The sequence below is a fragment of the Brevundimonas sp. ABV4_179 genome (assembly GCF_056311945.1).
In genome coordinates this window covers 3,091,435-3,116,317 of sequence record NZ_CM149976.1, presented here as the reverse complement: position 1 = coordinate 3,116,317, position 24,883 = coordinate 3,091,435, and the positions used below count along the sequence as shown (strand labels likewise).

Genomic DNA, 24,883 nt, shown 5'->3' with positions numbered 1-24,883 from the left:
GTGTGTCGGGCGACCACAGAACCATTTGCTGCGGTAGGCGTCTACCTATCCGCGTCGCAAGATGAACTCGCGGTCGCGCCAGGCGCCGACGGGATAGTCGTATTCGCCGACCTTTTCGAAGCCGTGGGCGGCGTAGAGGCGCCGGGCCCTATCATTGCCGCTCCAGACGCCGATCCACAGCGGGCCGGAGGTGTTGGCCTGCATCCAGTCCAGCGCCAGGGTCAGCAGGGCCGTGCCCAGGCCCAGGCCTTGCGCCGATTTGGCGACATAGAGGCGGCGAAGCTCCAGATCGCCGCTCTTAGCCTCGGCATGCGGCAGGCCGTTGGGACCGGCGTTGGCGAAGGCCAGCAGTTCGCCGGCCCGCTCGGCCACCCACCAGGCGCAGCCCGGCTCGGCCAGCTTCGTTAACGTCGGCTCCAGTCCGAAACTGGCGTCGAGAAAGGCGGTCAGATCCGTAGGCGGATAGGGGATGCCGAACCCGCTGACGAAGGTGTCCACGAAGGTCTGGCGGCCCAGGGCCCCCAGCGCGGCGGCGTCGTCAGGGCGGGCAGGGCGGATCACGGGCGCGGTCATGGTCCGCTCTTAGAGGGCAAGGGTCAGAGACCGTCCAGCGCGATCTTGCCGATGGTCGCGCCGCTCTCCAGCCGACGATGGCCGTCCAGAAGGGTTTCGACCGAGAGCGGTCCCAGGTTCTCGGTCAAGGTGGTGCGGACCGCGCCAGCGTCGACCAGGCGCGAAACCTCGGTCAGGATTTCGTGCTGCCGGATCATGTCCGGGGTCTGCTGGACCGGCCGGGTGAACATGAACTCCCAGACGAAGCCGGCGGCCTTGGGTTTCAGCAGTTCCACCGGCAAGCCCTTGAAGTCGTCGATGGCGCCGATCACCCCTTGCGCCGCAACCGCGCGGGCCAGGGCCTCGAAATGGGATTGGGTGTGGGTCAGGGCGGCGATGTAGCGGGGCGCGCGCTCGCCGGCGGCGGCCAAGGCCTCGTCGATCGCGCCGGAATGGTCGATGACGGCATGGGCGCCCAGGCCCAGGCACCATTGGCGGGTGTCGGGGCGCGAGGCGGTGGCCACGACGCGCAGCCGGGTCGTCGCCCGTGCGATCTGGATCAGGGCTGAACCCACGCCGCCCGCGCCGCCGACGATCAGCAGGGTCTCGTCCTCGTCGGCCCCGGCCTTCATCCGGTCGAACAGCAGCTCCCAGGCCGTGATGGCGGTCAGGGGCAGGGCGGCGGCTTCTGGGAACGTCAGGGATGTCGGCTTAGGTCCCACGATCCGCTCATCCACCGCTTGGCGTTCGGCGTTGGAGCCGGGACGGTCGATCTGGCCGGCGTAGAAGACCGCGTCTCCGACCTTGAACAGGCTGGCCTTTTCGCCGACGCCGATCACCACGCCTGCCGCGTCATAGCCCAGGATGCTGGTCTGGCCGCCCTCGGGCTGACGGCTGTTTCGGACCTTGGCGTCGACCGGGTTCAGGCTGACGGCCTTGACCTGAACCAGCAGGTCCCAGGGACGTAACGTCGGCTCGGGCGCGTCGAAAGCGATCAGGGCGGCGGGGTCGGTCGCGGGGCGGGGTCCGGTCGTGCCGATGGCCTTCATGATGGGCTCCTGAGGCTTGGTTCGTCGTCATCCAGATCGGTTTGCAAAACGCCCGGCGCAAGGCGCATCGGCGAAATCACCGCCCGCAAGACCGACCTGCCGATGTCGCCGTTCCGGAGGTCGCGCGACCCAGGTGTTCAGGCGAGGTTGTGTCGGCGCGCGAGGGGGGCTACGACCTTGAAGGATCAGGCCGTTCTGCGGTCGCACATGTCACGTGCTTGGGGAGGACTGAGGACGTTCAAAGCCTTGAAACCAAAGGCCCGTCCGCTCGTCATGTCTGTCCCCGCCTTGTCCCTCGATTCGACCGAACCGTCCGTGGTTCCACCCGCCTCGCCCTCCGTCGGCGGCCTGGTCGCGACCCGTCCCGGCGCAATCATCCTGACCCGTCATGGCGAGCCGGCCCTGTCGCGCAAATGCCTGATCACCGCGCGACAATACGGCGACTGGTGGGCGAAATATGAGATTGGCGGCCTCTTGGCCGGCCAGACGCCGCCCGCCGAGCTGGTCGCTGCGGCCCAGGGCGCGGGGGCCATCTACGCCTCCACCCGCCAGCGCGCCCAGGAGACCGCCGCCGCCGTCTCGGCAGGGCGTGAGGTGCTGTCGGACGTCATGTTCATCGAGGCGCCGCTGCCGCCGCCGCCGGTGCCGGAATGGATCAAGCTGTCGCCCAAATGGTGGGGCGTGGTGTCGCGGTTCTGGTGGCACGCTTTCGACCACCACGATGGCCAGGAGACCCGCGCCCAAGCCGAGGCCCGCGCCGACCAGGCGGCCCGGAAGCTGATCGCCCGCGCCGAAAGCGGCCAGGACGTGCTGGTTTTCGCCCACGGCTATTTCAACCACATGGTCGGCCGTGCGCTGAAGGGCGACGGCTGGAAACTGGTCCAGAACCAAGGCTTCAAATACTGGTCACAGCGTCGCTACGAGAAGCGATAGCCGCTTCTGCCGTTGAAGCGTGGGGCGACCCCCTCTAGGGTCCGCGCCATGACCGACGCCGCCCCCGCCATCCCCGCCGACCTCAGTTTCGAAGACGCCCTGCAGCGGCTGGAGACCATCGTGTCCCGCCTGGAATCCGGCCAGGCCCCGCTGGAGGAATCCATCGCACTGTATGAGGAGGGTGCGCGGCTGAAGGCGCACTGCGAGGCGCGGCTGAAGGCCGCCCAGCTTCGCGTCGAGAAGATCGTCGTCGGGCCGGACGGGCAGGCGCAGGGCGCCGAGCCCGTGTCTTTCGAATGAGCAGGGCCACCGAAACCATCGGTTTTGACGACTTTCAGAAAGTCGACATCCGCGTGGGCCGGATCGTGAAGGCCGACGCCTTCCCGGAGGCGCGCAAACCGGCTTTTAAACTGAAGATCGACTTCGGACCCGAGATCGGCGTCAAGACATCCTCGGCCCAGATCACGCACCACTACACCCTGGAACAGCTGGCAGGCCGGATGGTCGCAGCCGTCGTCAACTTTCCGTCGCGTCAGATCGGGCCTGTGAAGTCCGAAGTTCTGACCCTGGGTTTTCCCGATGCGCAGGGCGAGGTCGTGCTGGTGGGCGTGGATCGTGAACTTCCTTTAGGCGGACGTCTGTTTTGACCCATGTGATCGCTGCGAACTCGCCCGAGCAGGCCGTTATTGATCGTGTGGCCGAGGTCGCCGATCTGGTCACGGTCGCGCTGGACGAACTGCTGCCGCGCGCGGAAGGCCCGGAATCGCGCCTCACCGAGGCGATGCGCTACGCCGCCCTGGGGCCGGGCAAGCGGCTGCGTCCGTTCTTTGCGCTGGAGGCGGCGCGCCTGTTCGATATCGACGAACGGTCGGTGCTGCGGGCCGCCTGCGCCCTGGAATGCGTTCACGCCTACAGCCTGGTCCACGACGACTTGCCGTGCATGGACGACGACGACGTGCGGCGTGGCCGCCCGACCGTCCACCGCGCCTATGACGAGGCGACGGCGGTGCTGGCGGGAGATGCGTTGCAGACGGCGGCGTTCGACATCCTGCTGCATGAGGACACGCATGAGGATGCGGCCGTCCGATGCGAACTGGCGGCGCGGCTGTCTCTGGCCTCGGGTGCGCGCGGCATGGCGGGCGGTCAGATGATCGACCTGTTGGGCGTGCGCGACGACCTGGGCGGGGTGGCGCGGATGCAGCGGTTGAAGACCGGCGCCCTGTTCGCCTATGCGTTCGAGATTCCGCTGATCATCGCCGGCGCCACGGCCCAGCATCAGCACGCCCTGATCAGCTTCTCGCACGATGTAGGTCTGGCCTATCAGATCGTCGACGACCTGCTGGATGTCGAAGGATCGCCCGAGGAAATGGGCAAGGCGGCCGGCGGCAAGGACGCAGCCCTGGGTAAGACCAACTTCGTCACCCTGCTGGGTGTCGAGGCGGCGCGACAACGGGTCGCGCATCTGGCCGATCAGGCGCGCGCCCATCTGGAGCCGTTCGGCCACGAGGCCGAAATCCTCAAGGCCAGCGTGGACTTTGTGTTAAAGCGCCGGGCCTGATAGAAAAGCTGACCCGCGAACGCGGGTTACGACAAGAAGACCATCAAGGTTCCGCCCATGCCCAACACCCCCCTGCTCGACACCGTCAAGATTCCCGCCGATATGCGGGGCTTCGACATCGCCCAGCTGAAACAGCTGGCCGAGGAGGTTCGGGCCGAGACCATCGACGCGGTGTCCGTCACCGGCGGGCATCTGGGCGCGGGGCTGGGGGTGGTCGAACTGACCACGGCGCTTCACCATGTGTTCGAGACGCCCAAGGACATCCTGATCTGGGACGTCGGGCACCAATGCTATCCGCACAAGATCCTGACGGGGCGACGCGACCGCATCCGCACCCTGCGTCAGGGCGGCGGCCTGTCGGGCTTCACCAAACGCAGCGAGAGCGAATACGACCCGTTCGGCGCGGCCCACGCCTCGACCTCCATCAGCGCCGCTCTGGGCTTCGCCGCCGCGCGCGACCAGAAGGGCGAAAAGAACCGCGTCGTGGCCGTGATCGGCGACGGTTCCATGTCGGCCGGCATGGCCTATGAGGCGATGAACAACGCCGCCGAGGCGACCAATGGCCAGTTGATGGTCATTCTGAACGACAACGACATGTCGATCGCGCCCCCGGTCGGCGGAATGAGCGCCTATCTGGCCGGTCTGGTGTCGGGCGGCGCCTATCAGAACGTGCGACGGTTGGGCAAGTCGGTGGCTCAGCACCTGCCGCGCCCCTTCCGGAAGGCGGCCAAGAAGGCCGAGGAATATGCGCGCGGCATGGTGACCGGCGGCACCTTCTTCGAAGAGCTGGGCTTCTATTATGTCGGGCCGATCGACGGCCATGACATGGACAATCTGGTGCCTATCCTGAAGAAGGCGGCCGCCATCGAGGACCGGCCCGTTCTGGTCCATGTCGTGACGCAGAAGGGCAAGGGCTATGCGCCTGCCGAATCCAGCGCCGACAAGCTGCACGCCGTGGTCAAGTTCGACGTGGTGTCGGGCAAACAGGCCAAGGCCATCTCCAACGCCCCCAGCTACACCAAGGTGTTCGGGACCGAGCTGATCAAACACGCCAAGGTCGATCCGACCGTGGTGGCGATTACCGCCGCCATGCCGTCAGGCACCGGTCTGGACCTGTTCGGTCAGGCCTTCCCCGAGCGGACCTATGACGTGGGCATCGCCGAACAGCACGCCGTGACCTTTGCGGCGGGTCTGGCGGCGGACGGGATGAAGCCGGTCTGCGCCATCTATTCGACCTTCCTGCAGCGCGGTTACGACCAGGTGGTCCACGACGTGGCGATCCAGTCGCTGCCCGTGCGGTTCGCCATGGACCGGGCCGGTCTGGTGGGCGCGGACGGATCGACCCACGCCGGATCGTTCGACATCGGCTTCATGGGGGCGCTGCCCGGCATGGTGCTGATGGCGGCGGCGGACGAGGCCGAACTGGCGGCGATGATCTCGACGTCCCTGGCCATCGACGACCGCCCCAGCGCCTTCCGCTATCCGCGCGGCGACGGCGTGGGCGTGGAAATCCCGGAACTGGCCGCTCCGCTGGAGATCGGCAAGGGCCGGATCGTGCGCGAGGGGACCTCGGTCGCCATCCTGTCGCTGGGCACCCGTCTGCAGGAATCGCTGAAGGCGGCGGACCTGCTGGCGGCCAGGGGCGTGTCGGCGACCGTCGCCGACGCCCGCTTCGCCAAGCCGCTGGACGCCGACCTGATCCTGCGTTTGGCGCGCGAGCACGAATGCCTGATCACGGTGGAGGAGGGCGCCATGGGCGGCTTCGGCGCCTTCGTGTTGCAACTGCTGGCCGAGAAGGGCGCTCTGGATCGCGGCTTGAAGGTTCGCACCCTCAACCTGCCGGATATCTTCCAGGATCAGGATGCGCCGGCCGTCATGTACGCCAAGGCGGGGCTGAACGCAGAACATATCGCGGCGGCGTCCTTGACAGCCCTGGGTATCGAAACGCCACGCGCCGCCAGGGCCTGAGGCGGTCTTAGGCGCGGTCGCGAATCCGCATTCCGCCCGGCCCCTTGCTCTCGACCTCGAACCGGCCCGTGGCGCGGATCAGGTCGGACAGTTTGGCGTAGCCATAGGTGCGCTGATCGAAGTCGGGGTAGGCGTTGCGCAGCCGATTGCCGATAGCCCCGGCCAGAACCCAGCCGTCGCCGTCCTCGTCCAGGTCGGCGATGACCGAGGCGATCAGGCGTGTCGCCTCGCTGGGCTTGCGCTTGGCCGGCGCCGGTTCGGCGGCGGCCTTTTTGCTGGCGTCCTCGTTCGGCTCGGCCTGGGTGGTCAGGTTCTCGGTGTAGATGAAGCGCGTGCAGGCCTGGCGGAAACTTTCCGGCGTCTTCTGTTCGCCAAACCCATAGACGTCCACGCCTTCCTCTCGGATGCGCGCCGCCAGACGGGTGAAGTCGGAATCCGACGACACCAGGCAGAAGCCGTCGAACCGCCCCGAGTGCAACAGGTCCATGGCGTCGATCACCAGGGCGATGTCGCCGGAGTTCTTGCCCTTGGTGTTGGCGAAGTTCTGCTGCGGCTGGATGGCCCAGCGCGCCAGCACCTTGGTCCAGCCGGCGATCTGCGGACTGGAAAAATCGCCATACACGCGACGCGCCGAGGCTTCGCCCAGGGTGGCGATCTCGGTGAACAGCGCCTCGGCGATGCGGGACGAGGCGTTTTCCGCGTCGATCAGCACGGCGAGGCGCGCGGGCTTTCCATTGGCCATGACGGCCTCCTTGGCGGGTTAGAGTTGGCCCATCGTATTGTCGTGGTCCACGGCCTGCTTCTTCAGCCAGCCGACGAAGGTGGTGGTGCTGGGCGAGGGCGGGCGGTCGCGGGGTTGAACGACATAATAGGCGAAACCCACGGCTTCCGAGCCATCGGGGAAGGGGGCGATCAGACGACCGGACGCCAGGTCCGCCTGGGCCAGGGTGCGTTTCGCCAGGGCCACGCCGCGACCGGCGATGGCCGCCTCGATCAACAGGCCCGACTGGTTGTAGCGCGAGCCCCGGCGCGGATCGGGATGGCGCACGCCGCGCGCCTTCAGCCACATGGCCCAGTCCGGGCGGCTGGGGTCGCCGTCGTTGGACATGTCGTGCAGCAAGGTGTGGCGGATCAGGTCGGCGGGCCTCCGAATCGGGTGTTCGCCGTCCATGAGCGACGGAGCGCAGACGGGCAGGACCGTCTCGGTCATCAGCCGATCGACGGTCAGGCCGGGATAGTCGCCGGGACCATAGCGGACGGCCAGGTCGATCTTGCCCTCCGATAGATCCGCCGTCTCCATGTCGGCGGAAATCCACAGTTCAATCTCGGGATGGGCGGTGTGGAAGGCGTCCATGCGCGGCATCAGCCATTTGGAGGCGAAGCCCGGCGCCACGCTGATCGACACCTGCTTCCTGCGCGGCGGCTCGCGCAGCAGGGCCGAGGCGTCCATCAGCCGTTCGAAACCTTCGCGCAGCAGCGGCACGGAGGATCGGCCGAGATCGGTCAACTGAAGCCCGCGCGCCTCGCGCACGAACAGGGGGCCGCCCACGATGTCCTCCAACAGCCGGATCTGCTGACTGACGGCGCCCGGCGTCACCGACAGTTCGTCGGCGGCGCGCGAGAAGTTCAGGTGACGCGCGGCGGCCTGGAAGGCGCGCAGGGCGTTGAGCGGGAGCAGGGAACGGGCCATCGCCGTTAGAAATCCTATCAGCGAGACAAAGGCAATCTGGTTTGCGGGCGTCGGCGATGACGTCGAAGGTTCCAATCCAGAGTTTGCGCCTGAAACCGGCGCTTTTCCTTATCGATCGCTCCGGAAAGCCAGACGATGCGTGTCTTTCTCGCCTCCATTCCGCTGGAGGCCGCCAAAATCGTGATCATCGGCGGCGGGGAGCCGGCGTTGGCCAAGCTGCGGCTGTTCCTCAACGGCCCGGCCGAGGTCCGGTGGTTCGCGCCCGATGGCGCGCCCGAGGCCATCGAGACGCCGCAGGGGGCGCCGACGCCGGTCCTTCGCACGCCGGAAGTCGAGGATTTGGCGGACGCGCGGCTGGTGTTCATCGCCCTGAGTGATCTGGATAAGGTCCGGCGGCTGGCGGACCTGGCGCGGACTGCGGGGGCGCAGGTCAATGTGGTGGACCAGCCTGCTCTAAGCGATTTCCAGACCCCGGCCCTGATCGACCGGGACGAGGTGGTGGTCGGCGTGGCGACGGGCGGTTCGGCGCCGATCCTGGCCCGGGATATCCGCACGGCCATCGAGAATGTGCTGCCTGCGGGTCTGGCCAATGTGGCGCGGATGGCGCGCGAGCTGCGCGACACGGTCAAGGCCAGCGTGCCGGATTTCATGGCGCGGCGGCGGTTTTGGGAGAAGGCGTTCCGGGGACCGGCGGCCGATCTGGCGGCGGCCGGACGAACGGCAGAGGCGCGGCGTGAGATGCTGCGCCTGCTGAACGTGGCGGCGCCGGAACAGGGCGTGGTCCATATCGTCGGCGCGGGACCGGGCGACCCGGAGCTTCTGACGCTGAAGGCGCTGCGGGTGCTGCAGGACGCCGACGTCATCATCCACGACCGGCTGGTGCCGGAGGCGGTGCTGGATCGGGCGCGGCGCGACGCCAAACGTCTGTATGTCGGCAAGGCGCGCGGCGACCATTCCGTGCCGCAGGACCAGATCGAGGCCCTGATGATCGCCGAGGCTCGCGCCGGTCATCGGGTCGTGCGGCTGAAGGGCGGCGATCCCTTCGTCTTCGGACGCGGCGGCGAGGAGCTTGAGGCTATGCGGTCGGCGGGCGTGGCGGTCTTTGTCGTGCCCGGCGTGACGGCGGCCCTGGCCTGCGCGGCGTCTGCGGGCATTCCCCTGACCCACCGCGATCACGCCCAGGCGGTGACCTTCGTGACGGCGCAGGGCAAGGTCGGCGGCGTGGACGCCGACTGGTCGCGCCTGGCCGCGCCGAACCACACCTTGGCCATCTATATGGGAACGGACCGCGCCGAGGAGACGGCGTCCAAGCTGATGGCGGCAGGGCGTGCGGGCTCAACGCCTGTGGCCGTGGTCGAGAACGGCAGCCGCCCGGATGAGAGGGTTCTGATGGGGCGGCTGGATGGGCTGGGCGCGCTGGTTCGGGGCGCTGATCTGACGGGACCGGCCTTGGTGTTCGTCGGTGAGACGGCGGCCTTTTCGGCGGCGCAGGCGGATATTTCGGAGGCGGCGGCATGAAGGTCGTGACCGCGAACCGCCTGTCGGACGGCCGCGTCATCTATGCGGGTGTGGACAATCAGCCTGTCGGTCATATCGATCAGGCGTCGGTGCTGGATGATGCTGCGGCGGAGATCGTGCTGGCCGAGGTGGCCGGGCGGCCCGATGTCTTTGTGAATCCCTATCTGTTCGAGGTCAGCGACCGCACGCCCTCGGGCCGCGACCGGTTGAAGGAGCGCATCCGCTCTGCCGGACCGACCGTGGGGCACAGCGTCGTGGGAGGCGTGGGCTGATGTATCGCTATGACGAGTTCGACCACGCCCTGGTGCGCGAACGGGTCGAGGAGTTTTCCGATCAGGTGGCGCGCCGCGCGTCCGGCGCCCTGACCGAGGACGAGTTCAAGCCGCTGCGGCTGATGAACGGCGTCTATCTGCAATTGCACGCCTATATGCTGCGGGTCGCCATTCCCTATGGAACGTTCAGCAGTCGCCAGATGCGGCGGCTGGCCCACATCGCCCGCACCTATGACAAGGGCTATGGCCATTTCACCACGCGGTGCAACATCCAGTACAACTGGCCGGCCCTGACAGACCTGCCGGCGATCCTGAGCGATCTGGCCGAGGTCGAGATGCACGCCATCCAGACCAGCGGCAACTGTATCCGCAACACCACGACCGACGTGTTCGCCGGCGTCGCCGACGACGAGATCGAAGACCCGCGTCCCTGGTGCGAGATCATCCGCCAGTGGTCGACCATCCATCCGGAGTTTTCCTTCCTGCCGCGCAAGTTCAAGATCGCGGTGATCGGCGCCGAGAAGGATCGGGCGGCGATCCGCACCCACGATGTCGGCCTGCAGATCGTGAAGGGCGAGGACGGCGGCACGGCCTTCCGCGTCTTCGTGGGCGGCGGGCAGGGGCGCCTGCCCCATATCGCGCAGGAGATCGCGGCGGCGGTGCCGGCGGCGCACCTGCTGGCCTATCTGACCGCCATCCTGCGGGCATGGAACCTGCTGGGGCGACGCGACAATATCCACAAGGCGCGGATCAAGATCCTGGTCGCCTCCTTGGGGATCGACGTCTTCCGCGAGGAGGTGGACAGACACTACGCCACCCTGCGCCACGAAGACCTGCGCGTGCCCGAAGACGAGGTCGCGCGCATCCAGGCCTATTTCGCCGCGCCGCCCTTCGCCGATCTGCCCAAGGTCAGCGCCCCGTACGACCGCGCCCTGCTGGCCGATCCCGACTTCGCCCGATTCGCCCGCAACAATGTGCGCCGTCATCGCCAGTCGGGCTACGCCTCGGTGGTGGTGTCGCTGAAGCCGGTCGGCGGGGTGCCTGGCGACATCACGGCGGACCAGATGGACGCCGTGGCGGATCTGGCCGAGCGCTATTCGTTCGACGAGCTGCGCGCCGCCTATGAGCAGAACCTGGTCCTGCCGCATGTGAAGCTGGACGACGTGCCTACCGTGTGGCGGGCCCTGCATGAGGCGGGTTTGGCGACGGCCAACGCGGACCTGGCGACCGACGTCATCGCCTGCCCCGGACTGGACTATTGCAGCCTGGCCAACGCCCGATCGATTCCGGTCGCCCAGGCCCTGTCGAAACGGTTGGCGGACCTGGACTATCAGGAAGCGCTGGGGCCGGTGCGCATCAATATGAGCGGCTGCATCAACGCCTGCGGTCATCACCACGTCGGCCACATCGGCGTGCTGGGCGTCGATCGCAAGGGCGAGGAATACTACCAGATCACCGTCGGCGGCTCGCCCGACGAACAGGCGGCGCTGGGCGATATCGTAGGCAAGAGCTTGCCGTTCGAAGAAGTGGCGCCCGCCATTCAGCGGACGCTGGACCGCTATCTGCAAATCCGCGCGGACGGCGAGCGGTTCATCGACACGGTGCGCCGCGTCGGTCCCGACCCCTTCCGCGACGCCATCTATGAGACGCTCGATGCTGCAAACGCTTGAAGGGATTCAGAACGGGTTGCGGCTGTCGGTCACGACGCCGCTTGAAGAGGTCGAGGCGGCGGTTGTGACCGAGGATGTGCTGGTGTTGGAGTTCGACGCCTTTCGCGACGGGCGCGGCTTCTCGCTGGCGGCGGTGCTGCGCGAGCGGGGATACGCCGGGCGGTTGATCGCTGCGGGCAAGGTGCTGCCCGATCAGGCGCGCCACCTGCGGCGCTCTGGCTTCGATGCGGTGGAGCTGGCGCTGGGCGCCGATGCAGCGGCCTGGGCGCGGATGGATCAGGCGTTCAGCGGCGCCTATCAGCCCGCCGTCGATCCTGCGCCGACCATCTGGCGGCGACGCCGCGCGGCGTCGAACGACCGTGACCTGGAGGCGCTGGCTGATCGGCTGAACCGCGAGACCGAGGGCAAGTCGGCGCCTCAAATCGTCAAGGCGGCGCTGGATCCTGCGCTCGGACTGCGCGTGGGAACAATCTCGTCCTTTGGGGCGGAATCGGCGGCCCTGCTGCACATCGTCGCCGATGAACGGCCCGAGACGCCAGTTGTGTTTCTCGAGACGGGGCAGCATTTCCTGCAAACCCTGTCCTACCGCACCCAACTGACCAAGGCGCTGGGCCTCACCGACGTGCGGCTGGTCACGCCCGATGCGAACGAGAAGGCGACGCTGGATGCGCGCGACGACCTGTGGCGCACCGACGCCGACGCCTGCTGCGACCTGAGAAAGGTGCGGCCGCTGGCGCGGGCCACGGCGGGGTTCAACGCGATCATCACCGGCCGCAAACGTTATCAGGCCGTGACGCGGGCGCGGCTGAAGCCGTTCGAGGTGCTGGATGGCGTGCTGCGCATCAACCCGCTGGCGAACTGGGACGCCGACGATGTCGAGGCGTGGCTGGCCGATAACGACCTTCCGCGCCATCCGCTGGTCGAGCAGGGATATGCCTCGATCGGGTGCTGGCCGTGCACGCGGGCGGTCCAGACCGGCGAGGACGCGCGCGCCGGGCGTTGGTCGGGTATGGACAAGGTCGAGTGCGGCATCCACCTAGGCAAACGTCAGGCCGCCGCCTGATCCGACCTTTTCTCGACCTCGCCTGAAAGCTTCAACGTGTCCGTCACGCCTACCGTCATCGACCTGATCGGCCATACGCCGCTGGTGCGCCTGAACCGCCTGTCCGACCAGACGGGGTGCGAAATTCTGGGCAAGGCCGAGTTCTTGAACCCGGGCGGCTCGATCAAGGACCGCGCCGCCCTGTCCATCGTTCAGACCGCGCGGGCGTCGGGTGCGCTGAAACCTGGTGGAACCATTGTCGAGGGCACGGCCGGCAACACCGGCATCGGCCTGGCCATGGTCGGGGCGGCCTTGGGCCACCCGGTGGTGATCGTCATTCCCCGCACCCAGTCGGAAGAGAAGAAGTCCGCCATCCGTTCGCTGGGCGCGCGCCTGGTCGAGGTGGACGCCGCGCCCTTTTCCAGCCCCAACCATTTCGTCCACTATTCCGGTCGTCTGGCGAGCGAACTGAACGACAGCGAGGAAGCCGGGGCCGTCTGGGCCAATCAGTTCGACAACACGGCCAATCGCGACGCCCACTATCAGACGACGGGACCGGAAATCTGGGACCAGACGGAGGGGCGCGTGGACGCCTTTGTTTCAGCGGTGGGGTCTGGCGGCACGATCGCGGGCGTTTCGGCCTATCTGCGCGAGAAGAAGCCCGATGTGACCATCGCCCTGGCCGATCCGGCGGGCGCGGCCATGTTCAACTGGTTCAACAAGGGCGAGATGACCGGCGAGGGATCGTCGATCACCGAAGGCATCGGCGTCGCTCGGATCACCGGCAATCTGGCAGGGTTCCGACCCGATCACGCCTATCGGATCGAGGACGCCGAGTTCCTGCCGATCCTGTTTGATCTGGTGAAGCACGAGGGCCTGTCGCTAGGCGGGTCGGCGGGCGTGAATATCGCCGGGGCCGTGCGTCTGGCGCGCGAGATCGGGCCGGGCAAGACCATCGTCACCTGCCTGTGCGATCCCGGCTCGCGCTATGCGTCCAAACTGTTCAATCCCGCCTTCCTGCGGTCCAAGGGATTGCCGGAGCCGGATTGGGCGTGAATGCCTCGTCTCCTCCCCATCAAATGGGGAGGGTGACCGCGAAGCGGTGCAGGGGCTCTTGAACTCTCATAGGCGCTTGTGATGCGGCCAAGAGCCCAACCGTCTCTTCGCTACGCTACGAGCCACCTCCCCGCAAAGCGGGGAGGAGACAGGTTCCGCTACTTCGTCTTCTGCTCCGCGATCCACGTATCCATGCGCTGGTCCAGCAGCGCCAGCGGCAGGGGGCCTTCGACCAGCAGGGCGTCGTGGAAGGAGCGGATACTGAACTTCGGCCCCAGTTCGCGTTCGGCGCGTTCGCGGATCTCGCGCAGGCGTATCTCGCCGATCTTGTAGGCCGTGGCCTGACCCGGCCAGCCGATGTAGCGTTGCAATTCGGTCTCGATATTGTGTGGGGCCAAGGCCGAGTTGTCGCGGAAACAGGCGCGGGCCTGTTCCTCGTTCCAGCCCAGCCAGTGCAGGCCGGTGTCGGCGACCAGACGGCAGGCGCGCCACATCTCGTAGGACAGGCGGCCGAAGCGCTCATAGGGGGTGCGGTAAAAGCCCATCTCCTCGCCCAGATATTCGGAATAAAGGCCCCAGCCCTCGGTGAAGGCGGTGACATTGGCCTGACGCCGGAAATAGGGCTGGCCGCCGCCTTCCTGCTGCAGCGCGATCTGCAGATGGTGGCCCGGAACGGCTTCGTGCAGCGTCAGGGCGGGCAGTTCGTACAGCGGGCGCTGGTCCAGCTTGGACGTATTGACGATGTAGTGGCCGGGAATGCCGTTCTGCATCGAGCCGGAGTTATAGCGGCCGGTGGTGTAGTTTTCCTCGATCTGGGCCGGGACCGGCTGCACGTCATAGGGCAGGCGAGGCAGGGTGGCGAACAGGGCCGGGAGGCCGCCGTCAGCCCGCTTCGCCATTTCCGACGCTTTCTCAAGCAACTGTTCGCGGCTGGTCGCATAGAACTGCGGATCGGTACGCAGGAAGTTGAGGAAGCCGGCGAAGTCGCCGGTCCAGCCGGCCGCTCTCATCTCGACCTCCATGCGGGCGCGGATGCGGGCCACCTCGTCCAGACCGATCTGGTGGATCTGTTCCGGCGTCAGGTCGGTGGTGGTATGGCCGCGCACCAGATAGGCGTAGAGCGCCTTGCCGCCAGGGCGATTGCCGATGCCGGGTTCGACCGGCGCCTTGGGTAGATAGTCGGTCTCAAGGAAGGTCAACCAGGCTTGGCGCGCCGGGGCGATGACGGCGGCCACGGCGGCGGCTCCCTCGGTTCTCAGCCGGTCCTTTTCGGCCTGAGGCACGGTCGCGGGCAGGGTGGCGAAGGGTTTCAGCAGCGGTTCGTCGTTCGGCGCGATGGCCACGTCGTTGCGGGCCAGGGCGACGGCGCTTTGCGTCACCGAACGGGCCTGGACCATGCCGGTGTCCAGGCCGCGCCGCGCATTGTCGGTGGTCTGGGCGTAGATGTCGCCGAAGCCGCGTATGCGCTGGATATAGCGCTCGGCCTCCGCGACCGAGTTCAGCCGCGTGCCGCCGCCGACGTAAAGCGCCCACGTCCCCGGCCCGCCCTCGCTGTCGAAGGCCAGCCGGCTGGGGTCGTAATCCAGCCCTTCGATGCTGCGTTTCAGGCTGTAGAGCAGGAAGGCGTGATTGATCGCGCCCGCGTGGGAAAGACTTGCCGGGTCGATGGCGTCCAGTCGGCGCACGAACCCTTCCAAGGGCGCGCGCTGGGCCAGTTCGAAGGCGCGGCTCAGGTCCGGGACGCGGCCCATGGCCTCCACATCGCCTTCGCCGCTGGCCGAGAAGGGATCGACCGTTTTCAGATAGGTTTCATAATCTGCGATCAGGGCGTCCAGCGCCCCGTCCGCAGGGGCGGAGACGGCGGTCGGCGGCGTCTGAGCCATGACCAGGGTCGGCGACCCCGCCGCGATCAGGGCCGCCAAGGCCAACTGTGACATCTTCATTCTTGCGCCCCTCCAGTGCAGGGCGCAGTGCAAGCCGAGCCGCGTCGCGGCGTCAACCGCAGACGGCGAAGAACTGCTCGATCCCGGCCTTGGCCGGCGGATGGGCGACATACAGTTCACGCGCGTCGTCCGACCAGGCGGCGATCCAGCCCAGGCGACGGAACCGCAGGAACACCGGGTCCTTGGTCCTGGCGCGGGCGGTCAACAGTTCGCCTTCGTGGACCACGGCCGGCTCCGACGTGGCGGCATAGCGTTCGGTGTCGCCGCCGGATTCCAGATGGATCTCGCGCGCGGGCTTCTCGCTGGCCGCCGTGATCTCCAGCGCGCCCGAGCCGGCCTGGCAGAGAAGATGCAGCTTCACCTCGTCGCTATTGGCCACGCCATAGGCCAGGCTGACTTCCCGGCCGTCGCGGTTCATGAACCAGTCCAGACCCGCCGTGGCGATGGGCTCGCCCTGGGCGGCGGCCATGGCCGCCGAAGGGTCGGGGGCGGGGGTGTGGGTGGCGCAGGCGGCCAGGGCCGAAACGGCCATCAGGGAGGGGATCAGGCGGGACACACGCATGGGCGACCTCTCTTATCCGGCGCAGCGGTCGGCGAAGCGGCGCAGCTTGGCCAGATGGGGACGTTCGACGGTCAGGGTTCGGACGTCAGAACCTACGGAGATGGTCATCCGGCCGTCGGCGACGAAAGCGGTGAAGGCGGGATGTTCGACGGGAATGCCCGTCTCCAGCTTGCCGCCGCGCCCGACCTTCGCCTCGCTGGCGGCGGTGTTTCCGCCGGCCGTGATGCGGGCGAAACCCGCCGTCGCCGGTTCGCCATAGATCGAGATCGAGACCGCGCCCGACCCGGCCTGGCATTGGAACGTCGAGCGCAGTTCGGCCGTGTCGGGAATGTCGTTGGCCAGCACCAGCGGGCCTTCGCCTTCATATAGGCTCCACGTCCAGCCGCTCGCAGGCGCGGCCTGCAGCGCCAAGGCCATCAGGGCCGAAGCGATAAGGGTCATGCGTCAGCCCCCGCCGACGACGCGCACCGTCGCGTCGCGCGCAATGTCGCCATGACGGCGTGAAACCGCAAGAGATCAGACAGCCGCAATCCTCCCGACAGGCGCTCAGTCGAAAAGAACGCGGTTATCCTCAGACGGTTCAACCGGCCGGTAAGGTCAGAACGGGCTGAACCGCTCGACAAGAGCCTGGCCCACCGGCGGGGCCTGGATGCGGCTGACGTCGCCCCGGCCGCCATAGGAGATGCGGGCTTCGGCGATCTGGGTGTGATTGATGGCGTTGGCGGACGAAATGTCCTCGGGCCGCACGATGCCGGCGACGGTCAGTTCGCGGACCTCGCGGTTGGTACGCACTTCCTGCCGACCCTGTATGACCAGATTGCCGTTGGCCAGAACGTCGGTGACGACGGCGGCGATGGTCAGCGACACCTTCTCGGCGCGGTTGACGGTGCCGGTTCCGGTGGACTTGGACGCCCCGTCCATGCCGACCATGTTCGACGGATCGAATCCGCCGGGGAAGGCCCGGCCCAGGCTGCTTTCCAGGCCGAACAGGTGCGAGACGCCGCCGGAGATGTTGTTCGAACGCGAACGCTGGGTCGAGTTCTGGGTCTGGGCGCGGTCGTCAATGTCGATCTTGACCGTCAGGATGTCGCCGACGTGGCGGGCGCGCTGGTCGCCGAAGAAGGTGCGGGCGCCGGCGCGCCACAGGCTGTTGGAGCTGGCGGCGGTGTCGGGCGCCGGAAGATAGGTCTGCTGCACCGGCACCAGGGCGGCGGGATAGCCGATAGGCGCCAGTTCGGGGCCACGCACCGTCTCGGCGACGGTGGAGCAGGCGGCCAGGGGGGCGACGGCGGCGAGGGTCAGAAGAATCTTGCGCATGACGAGGTTTCCCTAGCGGGCGGCGAATTGTTGAGGGGCGGCGCGTGCGGCGTCGGCGGCCGGGCCGGCGACGGCCTGGCCGGGACCGGAGGCCACGGCGTCGATGACGCGATTGGAGGTGGTGTTCATGATGGCGACGGGCTCGCCCAGGCCAGCGCTGCGCATGGCCTTGCCCATCACGGCCAGGTTCACGCCGCCGACCTGATAGGTGACGCGCACCATGTCGTTGCGGGCGATGATCTGCTGGGCGGCGGCGGGCCGATAGGCGGCGCGGGCGACGGGCTGGGCGGCGGCAGGGACCGAGGCGGCGTCCGCCACGCCCTGGACCGGCGCCTCGGCGCGGCGCACGGCGACGCGGCGCAGGCCGTCGGGATTGGCCCAATCCAGGCCGGCCTGACGGGCCTGGGCCTGAAGCAGGCCAGCCTCCAGCACGACCGAGGGGCCGACGCGCTGAGCCACCACAACGTCGGCGGCGGACCCGGCGCCCTCGAACAGGTCGCCCAGGGTGACGCGGCCGTCGTCGTCGACCGGATTGGCGCGCAGCACGACCGGGCCGGCCAAGGCCGCGCCGGCGAAGGCGCTGGCGGCGGCTGCGAGGATCAGGGTGCGGGTCAGGCGCATGGCTCAGCTCTTCACTTGCGAGGCGACCGACAGCATCTGGTCGGCGGTGCTGATGACCTTGGAGTTCATCTCATAGGCGCGCTGGGCCACGATCAGGGCGCTGATCTCCGAAACCGCATCCACGTTCGACGCCTCGGTGTAGTTCTGCAGCACCTGGCCGAAGCCTGCGTCGCCCGGCGTGCCGACGATGGCGGGGCCCGAGGCGGCGGTTTCCAGCAGCAGGTTGTCGCCGATGGCCTCCAGGCCCGCTTCGTTGAAGAAGTTGGCCAGTTCGATCTGGCCCACCGTGGTCGGAGCGGGCTGGCCGGCCTGCGTCACCTGGACCAGGCCGGTCTTGGAGATGGTCAGCTTTGTGGTGTCCTGCGGGATGGTGACGGCCGGCTCCAGCAGATAGCCGTCGTCGGTGACCATCTGACCTTCCGGGTTGACCTGCAGGTTGCCGGCGCGGGTGTAGGCCTTCTCGCCCGAAGGAAGGCTGATCTGGAAATAGCCCTTGCCGTCGATGGCCATGTCGTAGGGGTTGCCGGTGGCCTGGGGCGTGCCCTGTTCGGTGACGCGATAGACCGCGCCAGCCTTGACGCCAGCGCCGATCTGGATGCCGGTCGGAACCACGGTGCCTGCGCTGGAGGACTGGGCCCCCATACGTTCGACGTTCTGATAGAGCAGGTCCTGGAACTCGGCGCGCTGCTTCTTGAAGCCCACCGTGTTCATGTTGGCGATGTTGTTGGAGATGACCTCGACGTTCAGCTGCTGAGCAGCCATGCCCGAGGCGGCGGTGCGAAGTGCGCGCATCTTTGGGGCTCCCTTTACGCGGCCTTGCCGAGACGCTCGACGGCGCGACGGCTGAGGTCGTTGGTGTTGTCGATCATGCGCGACACGCTTTCGTAGGCGCGGCTGATCTCGACCAGATTGGTGATCTCGACCAGCGGATTGACGTTGGAGGATTCCAGCGACCCCTGATGGATCTGGGCGTCCGTCGCCTCGATCGGCTGGGTGTTGGAGCGGTTGCGATAAAGGCTGTCGCCGCCCTTTTCGAGCACGCCAAGGGTCTCGAACCGAACGACCGACAGGCGGCCGGTGACCTGGCCCTGCTGGGTGATGGTCCCGTCCTCGCCGACGCTGGGGGCGCCCAGATTGGGGTCCAGCACGATCTCGGCGCCGCCGCCCAGAACCGCCTGGCCCTGTTTGGTGGTCAGCTTGCCTTCGGGGTCCAGGGTGAAGGCCCCGTCGCGGGTGTAGGCCTGGCCGTTCGCCCCGTCGCGCACGGTGAAGAAGGCGCCTTCGCCCGAGATGGCGAAGTCCAGGCCGCGGCCCGTCTGCTGCATCGCTCCCTGGCCGAAGTCGCGGCCCACGCCGTTGTCCAGCACGAAGCTGGCCGAGGGCTTGATCGAGTCGTTGCGGGCGCGCTTGCCCACTTCGGCGCTGACCATCAACTGCTCGACCTTAAAGCCGGTGGTGTTGGCGTTGGCGACGTTGTTGGCCACGATGTCCAGTTCGCGACGCAGCGTCATCTGCCGTGACAGTCCGATATAGGCGGCGTTTTCCACGAGAGGCTTGCTCCTTCGCTGTCCGCCTCGCAACAGCCGTGCCAACAGGGTTAATCCAGGCGGAATGCGGGTTTCAGCGTTGTCGCCTCACGGACGACCCGGCAAATCCTGCCCATCGTAAACGTCGCGTTAACCAAAACTGGCCCATCTGACGGTGAGAGGGTCTCCGGGGTGCGCGCATGTTCAAGTTCGGCAAGAAGAAGGGTGATCCGGCCGCGGACGCCAATCTGCCTGCCGTGAAGGAGGGCGAGGCCGCCGTCGAAGGCGAGGACGCCGCCGCGCCCAAGAAGAAAAAACTGCCGCTGCTGTTCATCATCGCGCCTGTCGCGCTGCTGGTGCTGGGCGGAGGCGGGGCGGCGGCCTTCTTCATGCTGAAGCCCAAGCCCGCCGAGGCGCATGGCGCGGCGGCCGAGGCCGAACACGGCGCCGAGAAAGCCGACAAGAAGGAAGACAAGAAGGGCGGCGGCCACGGGGGCGGCGGCAAGGAAGGCGAGGCCGATCCGTCGCTGGGCGTCATCTCGGACGGGCCTGACGGCGTGACCTTCTACACCCTGCCGGACATGGTCATGAACATTCAGTCGGCCGACGGCCGGCCCACCTTCCTGAAGCTGAAACTGACGCTGGAGATGCAGGACGCCGGGGTGGCGAGCCACCTTCAGGAAGAGATGCCGCGCCTGCAGGACATGTTCACCGGCTTCGTGCGCGAACTGCGGCCCGAGGATCTGAGCGGGTCGGCCGGCACCTATCAGCTGCGGGCCGAAATCCTGCGTCGCGTCAATCTGATCGCCGCGCCCGGCAAGGTGGACGCCGTGCTGATCGAAGAAATGCTGGTGCAATAGGCATGAGCGACGCGGCGCAACTGGACCCGTTCGGCGGCCTGGGCGATCCCGGCGACGCCCTGTCCGAACGGGTGCTGAACCAGGACGAGATCGACAGTCTGCTGGGCTTCGACCTAGGCGACGACGACGGCGCCGAGCGCTCCGGCATCCGCGCCATCATCAACTCGGCGCTGGTGTCCTACGAACGCCTGCCGATGCTGGAGATCGTGTTCGACCGCCTGGTGCGGTTGATGACGACGTCCCTGCGCAACTTCACCTCCGACAACGTCGAGGTGTCGCTGGACAACATTTCCTCGATCCGGTTCGGCGACTATCTGAACTCCATCCCCCTGCCGGCGATCCTGGCGGTGTTCCGCGCCGAGGAGCTGGACAACTACGGCCTGCTGACGGTCGATTCCAACCTGATCTATTCGATCGTGGACGTGTTGCTGGGCGGGCGCCGGGGCACCGCCGCCCTGCGCATCGAGGGCCGCCCCTACACCACCATCGAGCGCGTCCTGGTGCAGCGGATGGTGGAGGTGGTGCTGAACGACGCCCGCCAGGCGTTCGAGCCGCTGACACCCGTCCACTTCAACCTGGACCGGCTGGAGACCAACCCCCGCTTCGCCGCCATCGCCCGGCCGGCGAACGCCGCCATCCTGATCAAGCTGCGGATCGACATGGAGGATCGCGGCGGCCGGATCGAACTGCTGCTGCCCTATGCGACGCTGGAACCGATCCGCAAGATGCTGCTGCAGCAGTTCATGGGCGAGAAGTTTGGCCGCGACAACATCTGGGAAGGCCACCTGGCCACCGAGATGTGGACCACCGAGACCGAGGTTCGCGCCGTGCTGGACGAGCAGCAGATGTCGCTGTCCAGCGTGCTGAACCTGAAGGTCGGCGACACGCTGATGCTGAACGCCACGCCGGATTCGGAAGTGTCCATCCGCGCCGGCTCCATCCCCCTGACCACAGGCCGCATGGGCCGCAAGGGTCAGCATATCGCCGTGCGCGTGGAAGGGCCGGTCAACCCCGAGACCGCCGCCCGCTTAGGAGGAGGTCTCTGATGGTCGGAATGATCATGGACGCTGTGCTGATGCTGCTGCTGGTCGCGGCGGTCGGTTACGGCGTCAAGCTGGAGCGCAAGCTGTCGGCCCTGCGCGCCGGTCAGCTGGCCTTCGCCCAGGCCGTCACGGATTTGAACGCCGCCGCCGGCCGGGCCGAGAACGCCCTGGCGACCCTGCGCGCCTCGGGCCAGGAGACCGATCTGCTGCACGACCGCATCATCAAGGCGCGAGAGGTCAAGGCGCAGTTGGAGACCCTGATCGCCCGCGCCCCCGCGTCCGCCGTCGCGCCCGTCCGCGTCGCCGACGAAGATCTGTCGCTGCGGGTCGAGCCGACGCGCCGCGCGCCGGTCCCTGCGCCTGTCGCGCCGTCCACAGAGGACGAGGCGCGCGCCGAGCGGATGGCGGCCCTGGCCGAGCGCATCCAGGGCATGACCGGCTCGGCGACCAGCCGCCGCGCCGCCGCCGCGCCGACCGGACGCGACAATGTCGCCGCCATCGTTCAGGCCCTGACGGCCGGTCGGTCCGCTAACCATTCCGCCAAACAAAGCCTCAACGCCGCGCGTCGTAATCTTGACGACGACCTGTTCGCCGCCTGAGTTCGGAACCCGATTAAATGGCCCGCATCCCCCGCCTTCTGCCCCTGATCGCCATCGCCATCGGCGGGGTGGTCGCCGTGCGCGCCGTGGGCGTGGCGCCGGGCCTGTTCGACGGGGCCAAGGCCTGGGCCGAGGAGGCGGCGCCCGCCGCCGGGGCGGCCAAGCCCGCCCTGCCGGGAACCTGCGCCGCCCTGTCGCCGGAACAGTTGGCCCAGCAGGCCGGGATATCCCCTGCCGAGCTGAAGATCATCCAATCGCTGTCGCAACGCCGCGCGGCCCTGGATGCGCGTGATCAGGACTTCGCCACCACCCTGCCGCTGATGGTCGCCGCCGAGCAGAAGCTGGACGCCAAGATCCAGGCCATGGCCGCCCTGAAGGCCGAGATGAAGCAGATGCTGGGCCAGGTGGACGAGCGCGAGAAGGCCGAGATCGACCGGCTGGTTCAGGTCTATTCGGCCATGCGGCCCAAGGAAGCCGCCCCGGTCATGGCCACGCTGGAGGATCGCGTGCGCCTGCCTGTCGCCGCCGCCATGCGCCCGCGCACCCTGGCCGCCATCATGGCCCAGATGACGGCCCCACAGGCCCGCGAACTGACCGAGAAGCTGGCCGCCCGCTTCCAGGCCCAGCAGATGGCCGCCCGCGCCGCCGCCGCCGAGGCCGCGACCCCGGCCGCCGCCGCGCCGACGCCCGCTCCGAGCCCGGCCGCCGCGACGCCTGCCGTGGCGGCGACCGCGACGCCGGCCGCCAAACCCGCCGCGACCCCGGCCGCGCGGCCGACGCCCCGCCCGGCGGCAACACGCCCCGCCCAGCGCCCGGCCACGCCGCCCGCGCGCCGTCCCGCCGCCGCGACGCCGCCGCCCGCCGCCGGGCCTCAGGCCTATCAGCCCTCGAACCCCGCCAACGCCCAGCCGCGCCAGACGGTGCAGTAAGGGGGGCGTCGCCGACCACGCTTTCGGTTGGCATCCGCGCCGGGCGCCGCTATCACCGCGCCTTTCCGAGACCCCAGGCCCGCATCATGACCGACACGCCCCCCGACCGTCTCTCGGTCGATCCGTCCAGCCCCCATCACGACGCCGAGGTTCTTCAGCGCGGCGTGGGCATCCGCTTCAAGGGCGAGGAGAAGACCAACGTCGAGGAATATTGCGTGTCCGAGGGCTGGGTGCGCCTTGCGCTGGGCAACCGCGTGGACCGCAAGGGCAAGGCCCTGACCGTCAAATTGCAGGGCCCGGTCGAACCCTATTTCCAGAACGGCTGACACTGAATAGGGTCCGGGCCTTCGCGTCCAGGAGCCTGTTCCCATGTCCCGTCGTCTGATGACCGCCAGCGCGCTAGCGCTGGGCCTCGCCGCCTTCGCGCCCCTGGCGCACGCTCAAGACGCCTCTGTGGTCCAGCAGGCCATCGTGGTGCGCGACGCGGCGATGCGCTCCAACATCGCGCTGGACTACGTCACCCAGTTGACCACCCGGTTCGGCGCCCGCCCGGCGGGATCCAAATCCGAACAGAACGCCGCCGCCTGGGCCGCCGACTATCTGCGCGCCAACGGCTTCCAGAACGTGCGGATCGAAGAGTTCCCTCTGGTGGGCTGGGAGCGGGGCGAAAGCTCGGCCGCCATCGTCGGCGACCATGCCCAGACCCTGGTCGCGGCCGCTCTGGGTCATTCGCCCGCCACGCCGCGCGGTGGCGTCGAGGCCGAGATCGTGCGCTTCGCCTCGATGGAGGACCTTCAGGCCGCGCCCGACGCCGCCGTGCGCGGCAAAATCGTCTATATCGACCTGGGCCAGATGCACGCCATGCAGGACGGTTCTGGCTATGGTCCCCAGACCCGCGTGCGCGGCGCCGGCCCCGGCGTTGCGGCGGCCAAGGGGGCGGCGGCCTTCGTCATGCGCTCGGTCGGCTCGGACGAGAACCGGATGCCCCACACCGGCACCACCCGCTACGTCGACGGAAAGCCGACCATCCCCGCCTTCGCCCTGGCCGCGCCGGACGCCGATCAGGTCAGCCGCCTGGTCGCCCTGGGCCAGCCGGTGCGGATGCGCCTGACCTCGACCGCCCGCACCTATCAGACCCACAGCCAGAACGTGATCGGCGACCTGCCCGGCGCGACCCGGCCCGACGAGATCGTCGTCCTGGGTTCGCACATGGACAGCTGGGACCTGGGCACCGGCGCCATCGACGATGCGGCAGGCGGCGCCATCACCGTAGCCGCCGCCAAGGCCATCGCCGACAGCGGCCGCCGCCCGGCGCGCACCCTGCGCGTGATCTTCTATGGTTCGGAAGAGGTGTCGCAGCCCACGCCTCAGACGGGCAACGGCGGCGCCGTCTACGCCCGCGGCCAGGGCGCGGCGCTGGACAAGCACATCATCGCCGGCGAGAGCGATTTCGGCGCCGACCGCATCTATGCCCTGCGCCTGCCCGCCGGCGCGCAAGGGTCGGACTTCCAGAAGGCGGCGACGCGCGTCCTCTATCCCATCGGCGTCCTGGCCTCGGATCGCATCGAGACCGAAGGCGGCGTGGACGTCGGCCCGATGGGACCGCTTGGCGTGCCCTTCTTCGGCCTGGCCCAGGACGGAACCCGATATTTCGACCTGCACCACACCGCCAACGACACCCTGGACAAGATCGACCCAGCCCAACTGAGCCAGAACGTAGCCGCCTGGGCCGGCTTGCTGTGGCTGATCGCCGATTCCGACGTCGACTTCCGCGCGATGAAGCCCGCCTCAGCCTCGACCGCGCCGGCGCGCTAGAGTGCTTGGAGATCGGTCCGGTTCTGTCTATACGAGCCGGACCAGCACGCGGGCGTGGCGAAATTGGTAGACGCAACGGACTTAAGCTGAAGGATTGAGTGCGCCGGGGGAAACCCCGGACGTAGAACTGCTCAAAGTCGGGGAACCCTGTCAGATGGCGATCCCGAGCCAAGCCCGATCCACTGGTCGGGAAGGTGTAGAGACTAGACGGGCAGCGCCTAAAGCTCCGGCCATGGCGAAGGGATAGTCCAGACCACGAACGCCGTCAGGCGGCGGCGAAAGCCGAAGTGGTACGAAAATCCGTCGGGCGAAAGCCCTTGCCGGTTCGACCCCGGCCGCCCGCACCAGCCCCTTTTCAAG

At 68.1% G+C, this 24,883-nt stretch carries 27 protein-coding genes; 16 read left to right on the top strand and 11 right to left on the bottom strand.

The genetic code is table 11. From position 1 onward, the window contains the following. Positions 1 to 45: 45 nt before the first annotated feature. Both ACYX4P_RS15330 and ACYX4P_RS15325 read right to left on the bottom strand, forming a co-directional pair. Positions 46 to 573: a GNAT family N-acetyltransferase gene (locus tag ACYX4P_RS15330; RefSeq protein ID WP_248118759.1), complete on the bottom strand. Its 528-nt coding sequence runs from the start codon at positions 571 to 573 to the stop codon at positions 46 to 48. Between the two features lie 23 nt (positions 574 to 596). Further along, a complete protein-coding gene (locus ACYX4P_RS15325; RefSeq protein ID WP_248118760.1) occupies positions 597 to 1,601 on the bottom strand; it encodes a zinc-binding alcohol dehydrogenase family protein in 1,005 nt (334 codons plus the stop codon). Between the two features lie 273 nt (positions 1,602 to 1,874). On the opposite strand from ACYX4P_RS15325, the gene ACYX4P_RS15320 reads away from it, so the two are divergent. The 5 genes from ACYX4P_RS15320 to dxs are packed head-to-tail and all read left to right on the top strand — an operon-like array spanning position 1,875 to position 6,060. After that, positions 1,875 to 2,534, top strand: a complete 660-nt coding sequence (locus ACYX4P_RS15320; RefSeq protein ID WP_248118761.1) for a histidine phosphatase family protein — start codon at positions 1,875 to 1,877, stop codon at positions 2,532 to 2,534. Positions 2,535 to 2,582: 48 nt separating this feature from the next. Beyond that, the gene (locus tag ACYX4P_RS15315) at positions 2,583 to 2,834 is read left to right on the top strand and encodes an exodeoxyribonuclease VII small subunit (protein WP_248118762.1); all 252 of its coding nucleotides are present in this window, start codon (positions 2,583 to 2,585) and stop codon (positions 2,832 to 2,834) included. After that, positions 2,831 to 3,181, top strand: a complete 351-nt coding sequence (locus ACYX4P_RS15310; protein ID WP_248118763.1) for a tRNA-binding protein — start codon at positions 2,831 to 2,833, stop codon at positions 3,179 to 3,181. Before ACYX4P_RS15315 ends, ACYX4P_RS15310 begins: the two co-directional genes overlap by 4 nt. Before the next feature lie 38 nt (positions 3,182 to 3,219). After that, the gene (locus tag ACYX4P_RS15305) at positions 3,220 to 4,092 is read left to right on the top strand and encodes a polyprenyl synthetase family protein (RefSeq protein ID WP_248119136.1); all 873 of its coding nucleotides are present in this window, start codon (positions 3,220 to 3,222) and stop codon (positions 4,090 to 4,092) included. 57 nt (positions 4,093 to 4,149) lie between these two features. After that, positions 4,150 to 6,060 (top strand): 1-deoxy-D-xylulose-5-phosphate synthase, encoded by a 1,911-nt coding sequence (gene dxs / locus ACYX4P_RS15300; protein ID WP_476069946.1) that lies wholly within the window; start codon positions 4,150 to 4,152, stop codon positions 6,058 to 6,060. A 7-nt stretch (positions 6,061 to 6,067) separates the two neighbouring features. Here dxs and ACYX4P_RS15295 read toward each other — a convergent pair whose 3' ends face one another. Both ACYX4P_RS15295 and gcvA read right to left on the bottom strand, forming a co-directional pair. After that, positions 6,068 to 6,802 carry an NYN domain-containing protein gene (locus ACYX4P_RS15295; protein WP_248118765.1) on the bottom strand — a complete coding sequence of 245 codons (735 nt, stop codon included), beginning with the start codon at positions 6,800 to 6,802 and terminating at the stop codon, positions 6,068 to 6,070. 18 nt (positions 6,803 to 6,820) lie between these two features. Then, entirely contained in the window at positions 6,821 to 7,750 is a 930-nt protein-coding gene (gcvA, locus tag ACYX4P_RS15290) for a transcriptional regulator GcvA (protein ID WP_476069944.1), read from the bottom strand. 135 nt (positions 7,751 to 7,885) lie between these two features. Between gcvA and cysG the strand changes: the two genes are divergently transcribed. The 5 genes from cysG to ACYX4P_RS15265 are packed head-to-tail and all read left to right on the top strand — an operon-like array spanning position 7,886 to position 13,308. Continuing rightward, on the top strand, positions 7,886 to 9,268 hold the full coding sequence (cysG, locus tag ACYX4P_RS15285; protein ID WP_248118767.1) for a siroheme synthase CysG: 1,383 nt from the start codon (positions 7,886 to 7,888) through the stop codon (positions 9,266 to 9,268). Beyond that, on the top strand, positions 9,265 to 9,540 hold the full coding sequence (locus ACYX4P_RS15280; protein WP_248118768.1) for a DUF2849 domain-containing protein: 276 nt from the start codon (positions 9,265 to 9,267) through the stop codon (positions 9,538 to 9,540). Before cysG ends, ACYX4P_RS15280 begins: the two co-directional genes overlap by 4 nt. Beyond that, positions 9,540 to 11,210: a nitrite/sulfite reductase gene (locus ACYX4P_RS15275; protein WP_248118769.1), complete on the top strand. Its 1,671-nt coding sequence runs from the start codon at positions 9,540 to 9,542 to the stop codon at positions 11,208 to 11,210. Before ACYX4P_RS15280 ends, ACYX4P_RS15275 begins: the two co-directional genes overlap by 1 nt. After that, on the top strand, positions 11,194 to 12,273 hold the full coding sequence (locus tag ACYX4P_RS15270; RefSeq protein ID WP_248118770.1) for a phosphoadenylyl-sulfate reductase: 1,080 nt from the start codon (positions 11,194 to 11,196) through the stop codon (positions 12,271 to 12,273). Before ACYX4P_RS15275 ends, ACYX4P_RS15270 begins: the two co-directional genes overlap by 17 nt. Before the next feature lie 36 nt (positions 12,274 to 12,309). After that, entirely contained in the window at positions 12,310 to 13,308 is a 999-nt protein-coding gene (locus ACYX4P_RS15265; protein ID WP_248118771.1) for a cysteine synthase A, read from the top strand. A 158-nt stretch (positions 13,309 to 13,466) separates the two neighbouring features. Here ACYX4P_RS15265 and ACYX4P_RS15260 read toward each other — a convergent pair whose 3' ends face one another. The 7 genes from ACYX4P_RS15260 to flgF all read right to left on the bottom strand — a co-directional run bounded on the left by ACYX4P_RS15260 (position 13,467) and on the right by flgF (position 19,298). Next, positions 13,467 to 15,251 (bottom strand): DUF885 domain-containing protein, encoded by a 1,785-nt coding sequence (locus ACYX4P_RS15260; RefSeq protein ID WP_248118772.1) that lies wholly within the window; start codon positions 15,249 to 15,251, stop codon positions 13,467 to 13,469. A 52-nt stretch (positions 15,252 to 15,303) separates the two neighbouring features. Next, positions 15,304 to 15,813: a hypothetical protein gene (locus ACYX4P_RS15255; RefSeq protein WP_248118773.1), complete on the bottom strand. Its 510-nt coding sequence runs from the start codon at positions 15,811 to 15,813 to the stop codon at positions 15,304 to 15,306. 12 nt (positions 15,814 to 15,825) lie between these two features. After that, a complete protein-coding gene (locus ACYX4P_RS15250; RefSeq protein WP_248118774.1) occupies positions 15,826 to 16,254 on the bottom strand; it encodes a hypothetical protein in 429 nt (142 codons plus the stop codon). Positions 16,255 to 16,410: 156 nt separating this feature from the next. Beyond that, on the bottom strand, positions 16,411 to 17,130 hold the full coding sequence (flgH, locus tag ACYX4P_RS15245; protein ID WP_248118775.1) for a flagellar basal body L-ring protein FlgH: 720 nt from the start codon (positions 17,128 to 17,130) through the stop codon (positions 16,411 to 16,413). Positions 17,131 to 17,142: 12 nt separating this feature from the next. After that, positions 17,143 to 17,751 carry a flagella basal body P-ring formation protein FlgA gene (locus ACYX4P_RS15240; protein ID WP_248118776.1) on the bottom strand — a complete coding sequence of 203 codons (609 nt, stop codon included), beginning with the start codon at positions 17,749 to 17,751 and terminating at the stop codon, positions 17,143 to 17,145. 3 nt (positions 17,752 to 17,754) lie between these two features. Beyond that, a complete protein-coding gene (flgG, locus tag ACYX4P_RS15235; protein ID WP_248118777.1) occupies positions 17,755 to 18,543 on the bottom strand; it encodes a flagellar basal-body rod protein FlgG in 789 nt (262 codons plus the stop codon). Positions 18,544 to 18,557: 14 nt separating this feature from the next. Beyond that, positions 18,558 to 19,298: a flagellar basal-body rod protein FlgF gene (gene flgF / locus ACYX4P_RS15230; protein WP_248118778.1), complete on the bottom strand. Its 741-nt coding sequence runs from the start codon at positions 19,296 to 19,298 to the stop codon at positions 18,558 to 18,560. A gap of 179 nt (positions 19,299 to 19,477) precedes the next feature. Here flgF and ACYX4P_RS15225 point away from each other — a divergent pair, with 179 nt between their 5' ends. The 6 genes from ACYX4P_RS15225 (at position 19,478) to ACYX4P_RS15200 (ending at position 24,523) form a co-directional block, all read left to right on the top strand. After that, entirely contained in the window at positions 19,478 to 20,137 is a 660-nt protein-coding gene (locus tag ACYX4P_RS15225) for a flagellar basal body-associated FliL family protein (RefSeq protein WP_248118779.1), read from the top strand. Between the two features lie 2 nt (positions 20,138 to 20,139). Further along, complete coding sequence (gene fliM, locus ACYX4P_RS15220; protein ID WP_248118780.1) at positions 20,140 to 21,183, top strand: flagellar motor switch protein FliM; 1,044 nt, start codon at positions 20,140 to 20,142, stop codon at positions 21,181 to 21,183. Continuing rightward, positions 21,183 to 21,779, top strand: coding sequence for a DUF6468 domain-containing protein (locus tag ACYX4P_RS15215; protein ID WP_248118781.1), 597 nt, complete (start codon positions 21,183 to 21,185; stop codon positions 21,777 to 21,779). The genes fliM and ACYX4P_RS15215 overlap by 1 nt, the downstream gene beginning before the upstream one ends. A 17-nt stretch (positions 21,780 to 21,796) precedes the next feature. Further along, entirely contained in the window at positions 21,797 to 22,708 is a 912-nt protein-coding gene (locus ACYX4P_RS15210) for a MotE family protein (RefSeq protein ID WP_248118782.1), read from the top strand. 86 nt (positions 22,709 to 22,794) lie between these two features. Next, a complete protein-coding gene (locus ACYX4P_RS15205) occupies positions 22,795 to 23,034 on the top strand; it encodes a DUF3297 family protein (RefSeq protein ID WP_087119764.1) in 240 nt (79 codons plus the stop codon). A gap of 43 nt (positions 23,035 to 23,077) precedes the next feature. Beyond that, entirely contained in the window at positions 23,078 to 24,523 is a 1,446-nt protein-coding gene (locus ACYX4P_RS15200; protein ID WP_248118783.1) for a M20/M25/M40 family metallo-hydrolase, read from the top strand. Positions 24,524 to 24,883 lie beyond the last annotated feature (360 nt).

Excerpts from the sequence above, each read along its gene's own strand:
- ACYX4P_RS15330 (WP_248118759.1), bottom strand. The coding sequence starts at position 573 with ATGACCGCGCCCGTGATCCGCCCTGCCCGCCCTGACGACGCCGCCGCG.
- ACYX4P_RS15325 (WP_248118760.1), bottom strand. The coding sequence starts at position 1,601 with ATGAAGGCCATCGGCACGACCGGACCCCGCCCCGCGACCGACCCCGCC.
- ACYX4P_RS15320 (WP_248118761.1), top strand. The coding sequence starts at position 1,875 with ATGTCTGTCCCCGCCTTGTCCCTCGATTCGACCGAACCGTCCGTGGTT.
- ACYX4P_RS15315 (WP_248118762.1), top strand. The coding sequence starts at position 2,583 with ATGACCGACGCCGCCCCCGCCATCCCCGCCGACCTCAGTTTCGAAGAC.
- ACYX4P_RS15310 (WP_248118763.1), top strand. The coding sequence starts at position 2,831 with ATGAGCAGGGCCACCGAAACCATCGGTTTTGACGACTTTCAGAAAGTC.
- dxs (WP_476069946.1), top strand. The coding sequence starts at position 4,150 with ATGCCCAACACCCCCCTGCTCGACACCGTCAAGATTCCCGCCGATATG.
- ACYX4P_RS15295 (WP_248118765.1), bottom strand. The coding sequence starts at position 6,802 with ATGGCCAATGGAAAGCCCGCGCGCCTCGCCGTGCTGATCGACGCGGAA.
- gcvA (WP_476069944.1), bottom strand. The coding sequence starts at position 7,750 with ATGGCCCGTTCCCTGCTCCCGCTCAACGCCCTGCGCGCCTTCCAGGCC.
- cysG (WP_248118767.1), top strand. The coding sequence starts at position 7,886 with ATGCGTGTCTTTCTCGCCTCCATTCCGCTGGAGGCCGCCAAAATCGTG.
- ACYX4P_RS15280 (WP_248118768.1), top strand. The coding sequence starts at position 9,265 with ATGAAGGTCGTGACCGCGAACCGCCTGTCGGACGGCCGCGTCATCTAT.
- ACYX4P_RS15275 (WP_248118769.1), top strand. The coding sequence starts at position 9,540 with ATGTATCGCTATGACGAGTTCGACCACGCCCTGGTGCGCGAACGGGTC.
- ACYX4P_RS15270 (WP_248118770.1), top strand. The coding sequence starts at position 11,194 with ATGCTGCAAACGCTTGAAGGGATTCAGAACGGGTTGCGGCTGTCGGTC.
- ACYX4P_RS15260 (WP_248118772.1), bottom strand. The coding sequence starts at position 15,251 with ATGAAGATGTCACAGTTGGCCTTGGCGGCCCTGATCGCGGCGGGGTCG.
- ACYX4P_RS15255 (WP_248118773.1), bottom strand. The coding sequence starts at position 15,813 with ATGCGTGTGTCCCGCCTGATCCCCTCCCTGATGGCCGTTTCGGCCCTG.
- ACYX4P_RS15250 (WP_248118774.1), bottom strand. The coding sequence starts at position 16,254 with ATGACCCTTATCGCTTCGGCCCTGATGGCCTTGGCGCTGCAGGCCGCG.
- flgH (WP_248118775.1), bottom strand. The coding sequence starts at position 17,130 with ATGCGCAAGATTCTTCTGACCCTCGCCGCCGTCGCCCCCCTGGCCGCC.
- ACYX4P_RS15240 (WP_248118776.1), bottom strand. The coding sequence starts at position 17,751 with ATGCGCCTGACCCGCACCCTGATCCTCGCAGCCGCCGCCAGCGCCTTC.
- flgG (WP_248118777.1), bottom strand. The coding sequence starts at position 18,543 with ATGCGCGCACTTCGCACCGCCGCCTCGGGCATGGCTGCTCAGCAGCTG.
- ACYX4P_RS15225 (WP_248118779.1), top strand. The coding sequence starts at position 19,478 with ATGTTCAAGTTCGGCAAGAAGAAGGGTGATCCGGCCGCGGACGCCAAT.
- fliM (WP_248118780.1), top strand. The coding sequence starts at position 20,140 with ATGAGCGACGCGGCGCAACTGGACCCGTTCGGCGGCCTGGGCGATCCC.
- ACYX4P_RS15215 (WP_248118781.1), top strand. The coding sequence starts at position 21,183 with ATGGTCGGAATGATCATGGACGCTGTGCTGATGCTGCTGCTGGTCGCG.
- ACYX4P_RS15210 (WP_248118782.1), top strand. The coding sequence starts at position 21,797 with ATGGCCCGCATCCCCCGCCTTCTGCCCCTGATCGCCATCGCCATCGGC.
- ACYX4P_RS15205 (WP_087119764.1), top strand. The coding sequence starts at position 22,795 with ATGACCGACACGCCCCCCGACCGTCTCTCGGTCGATCCGTCCAGCCCC.
- ACYX4P_RS15200 (WP_248118783.1), top strand. The coding sequence starts at position 23,078 with ATGTCCCGTCGTCTGATGACCGCCAGCGCGCTAGCGCTGGGCCTCGCC.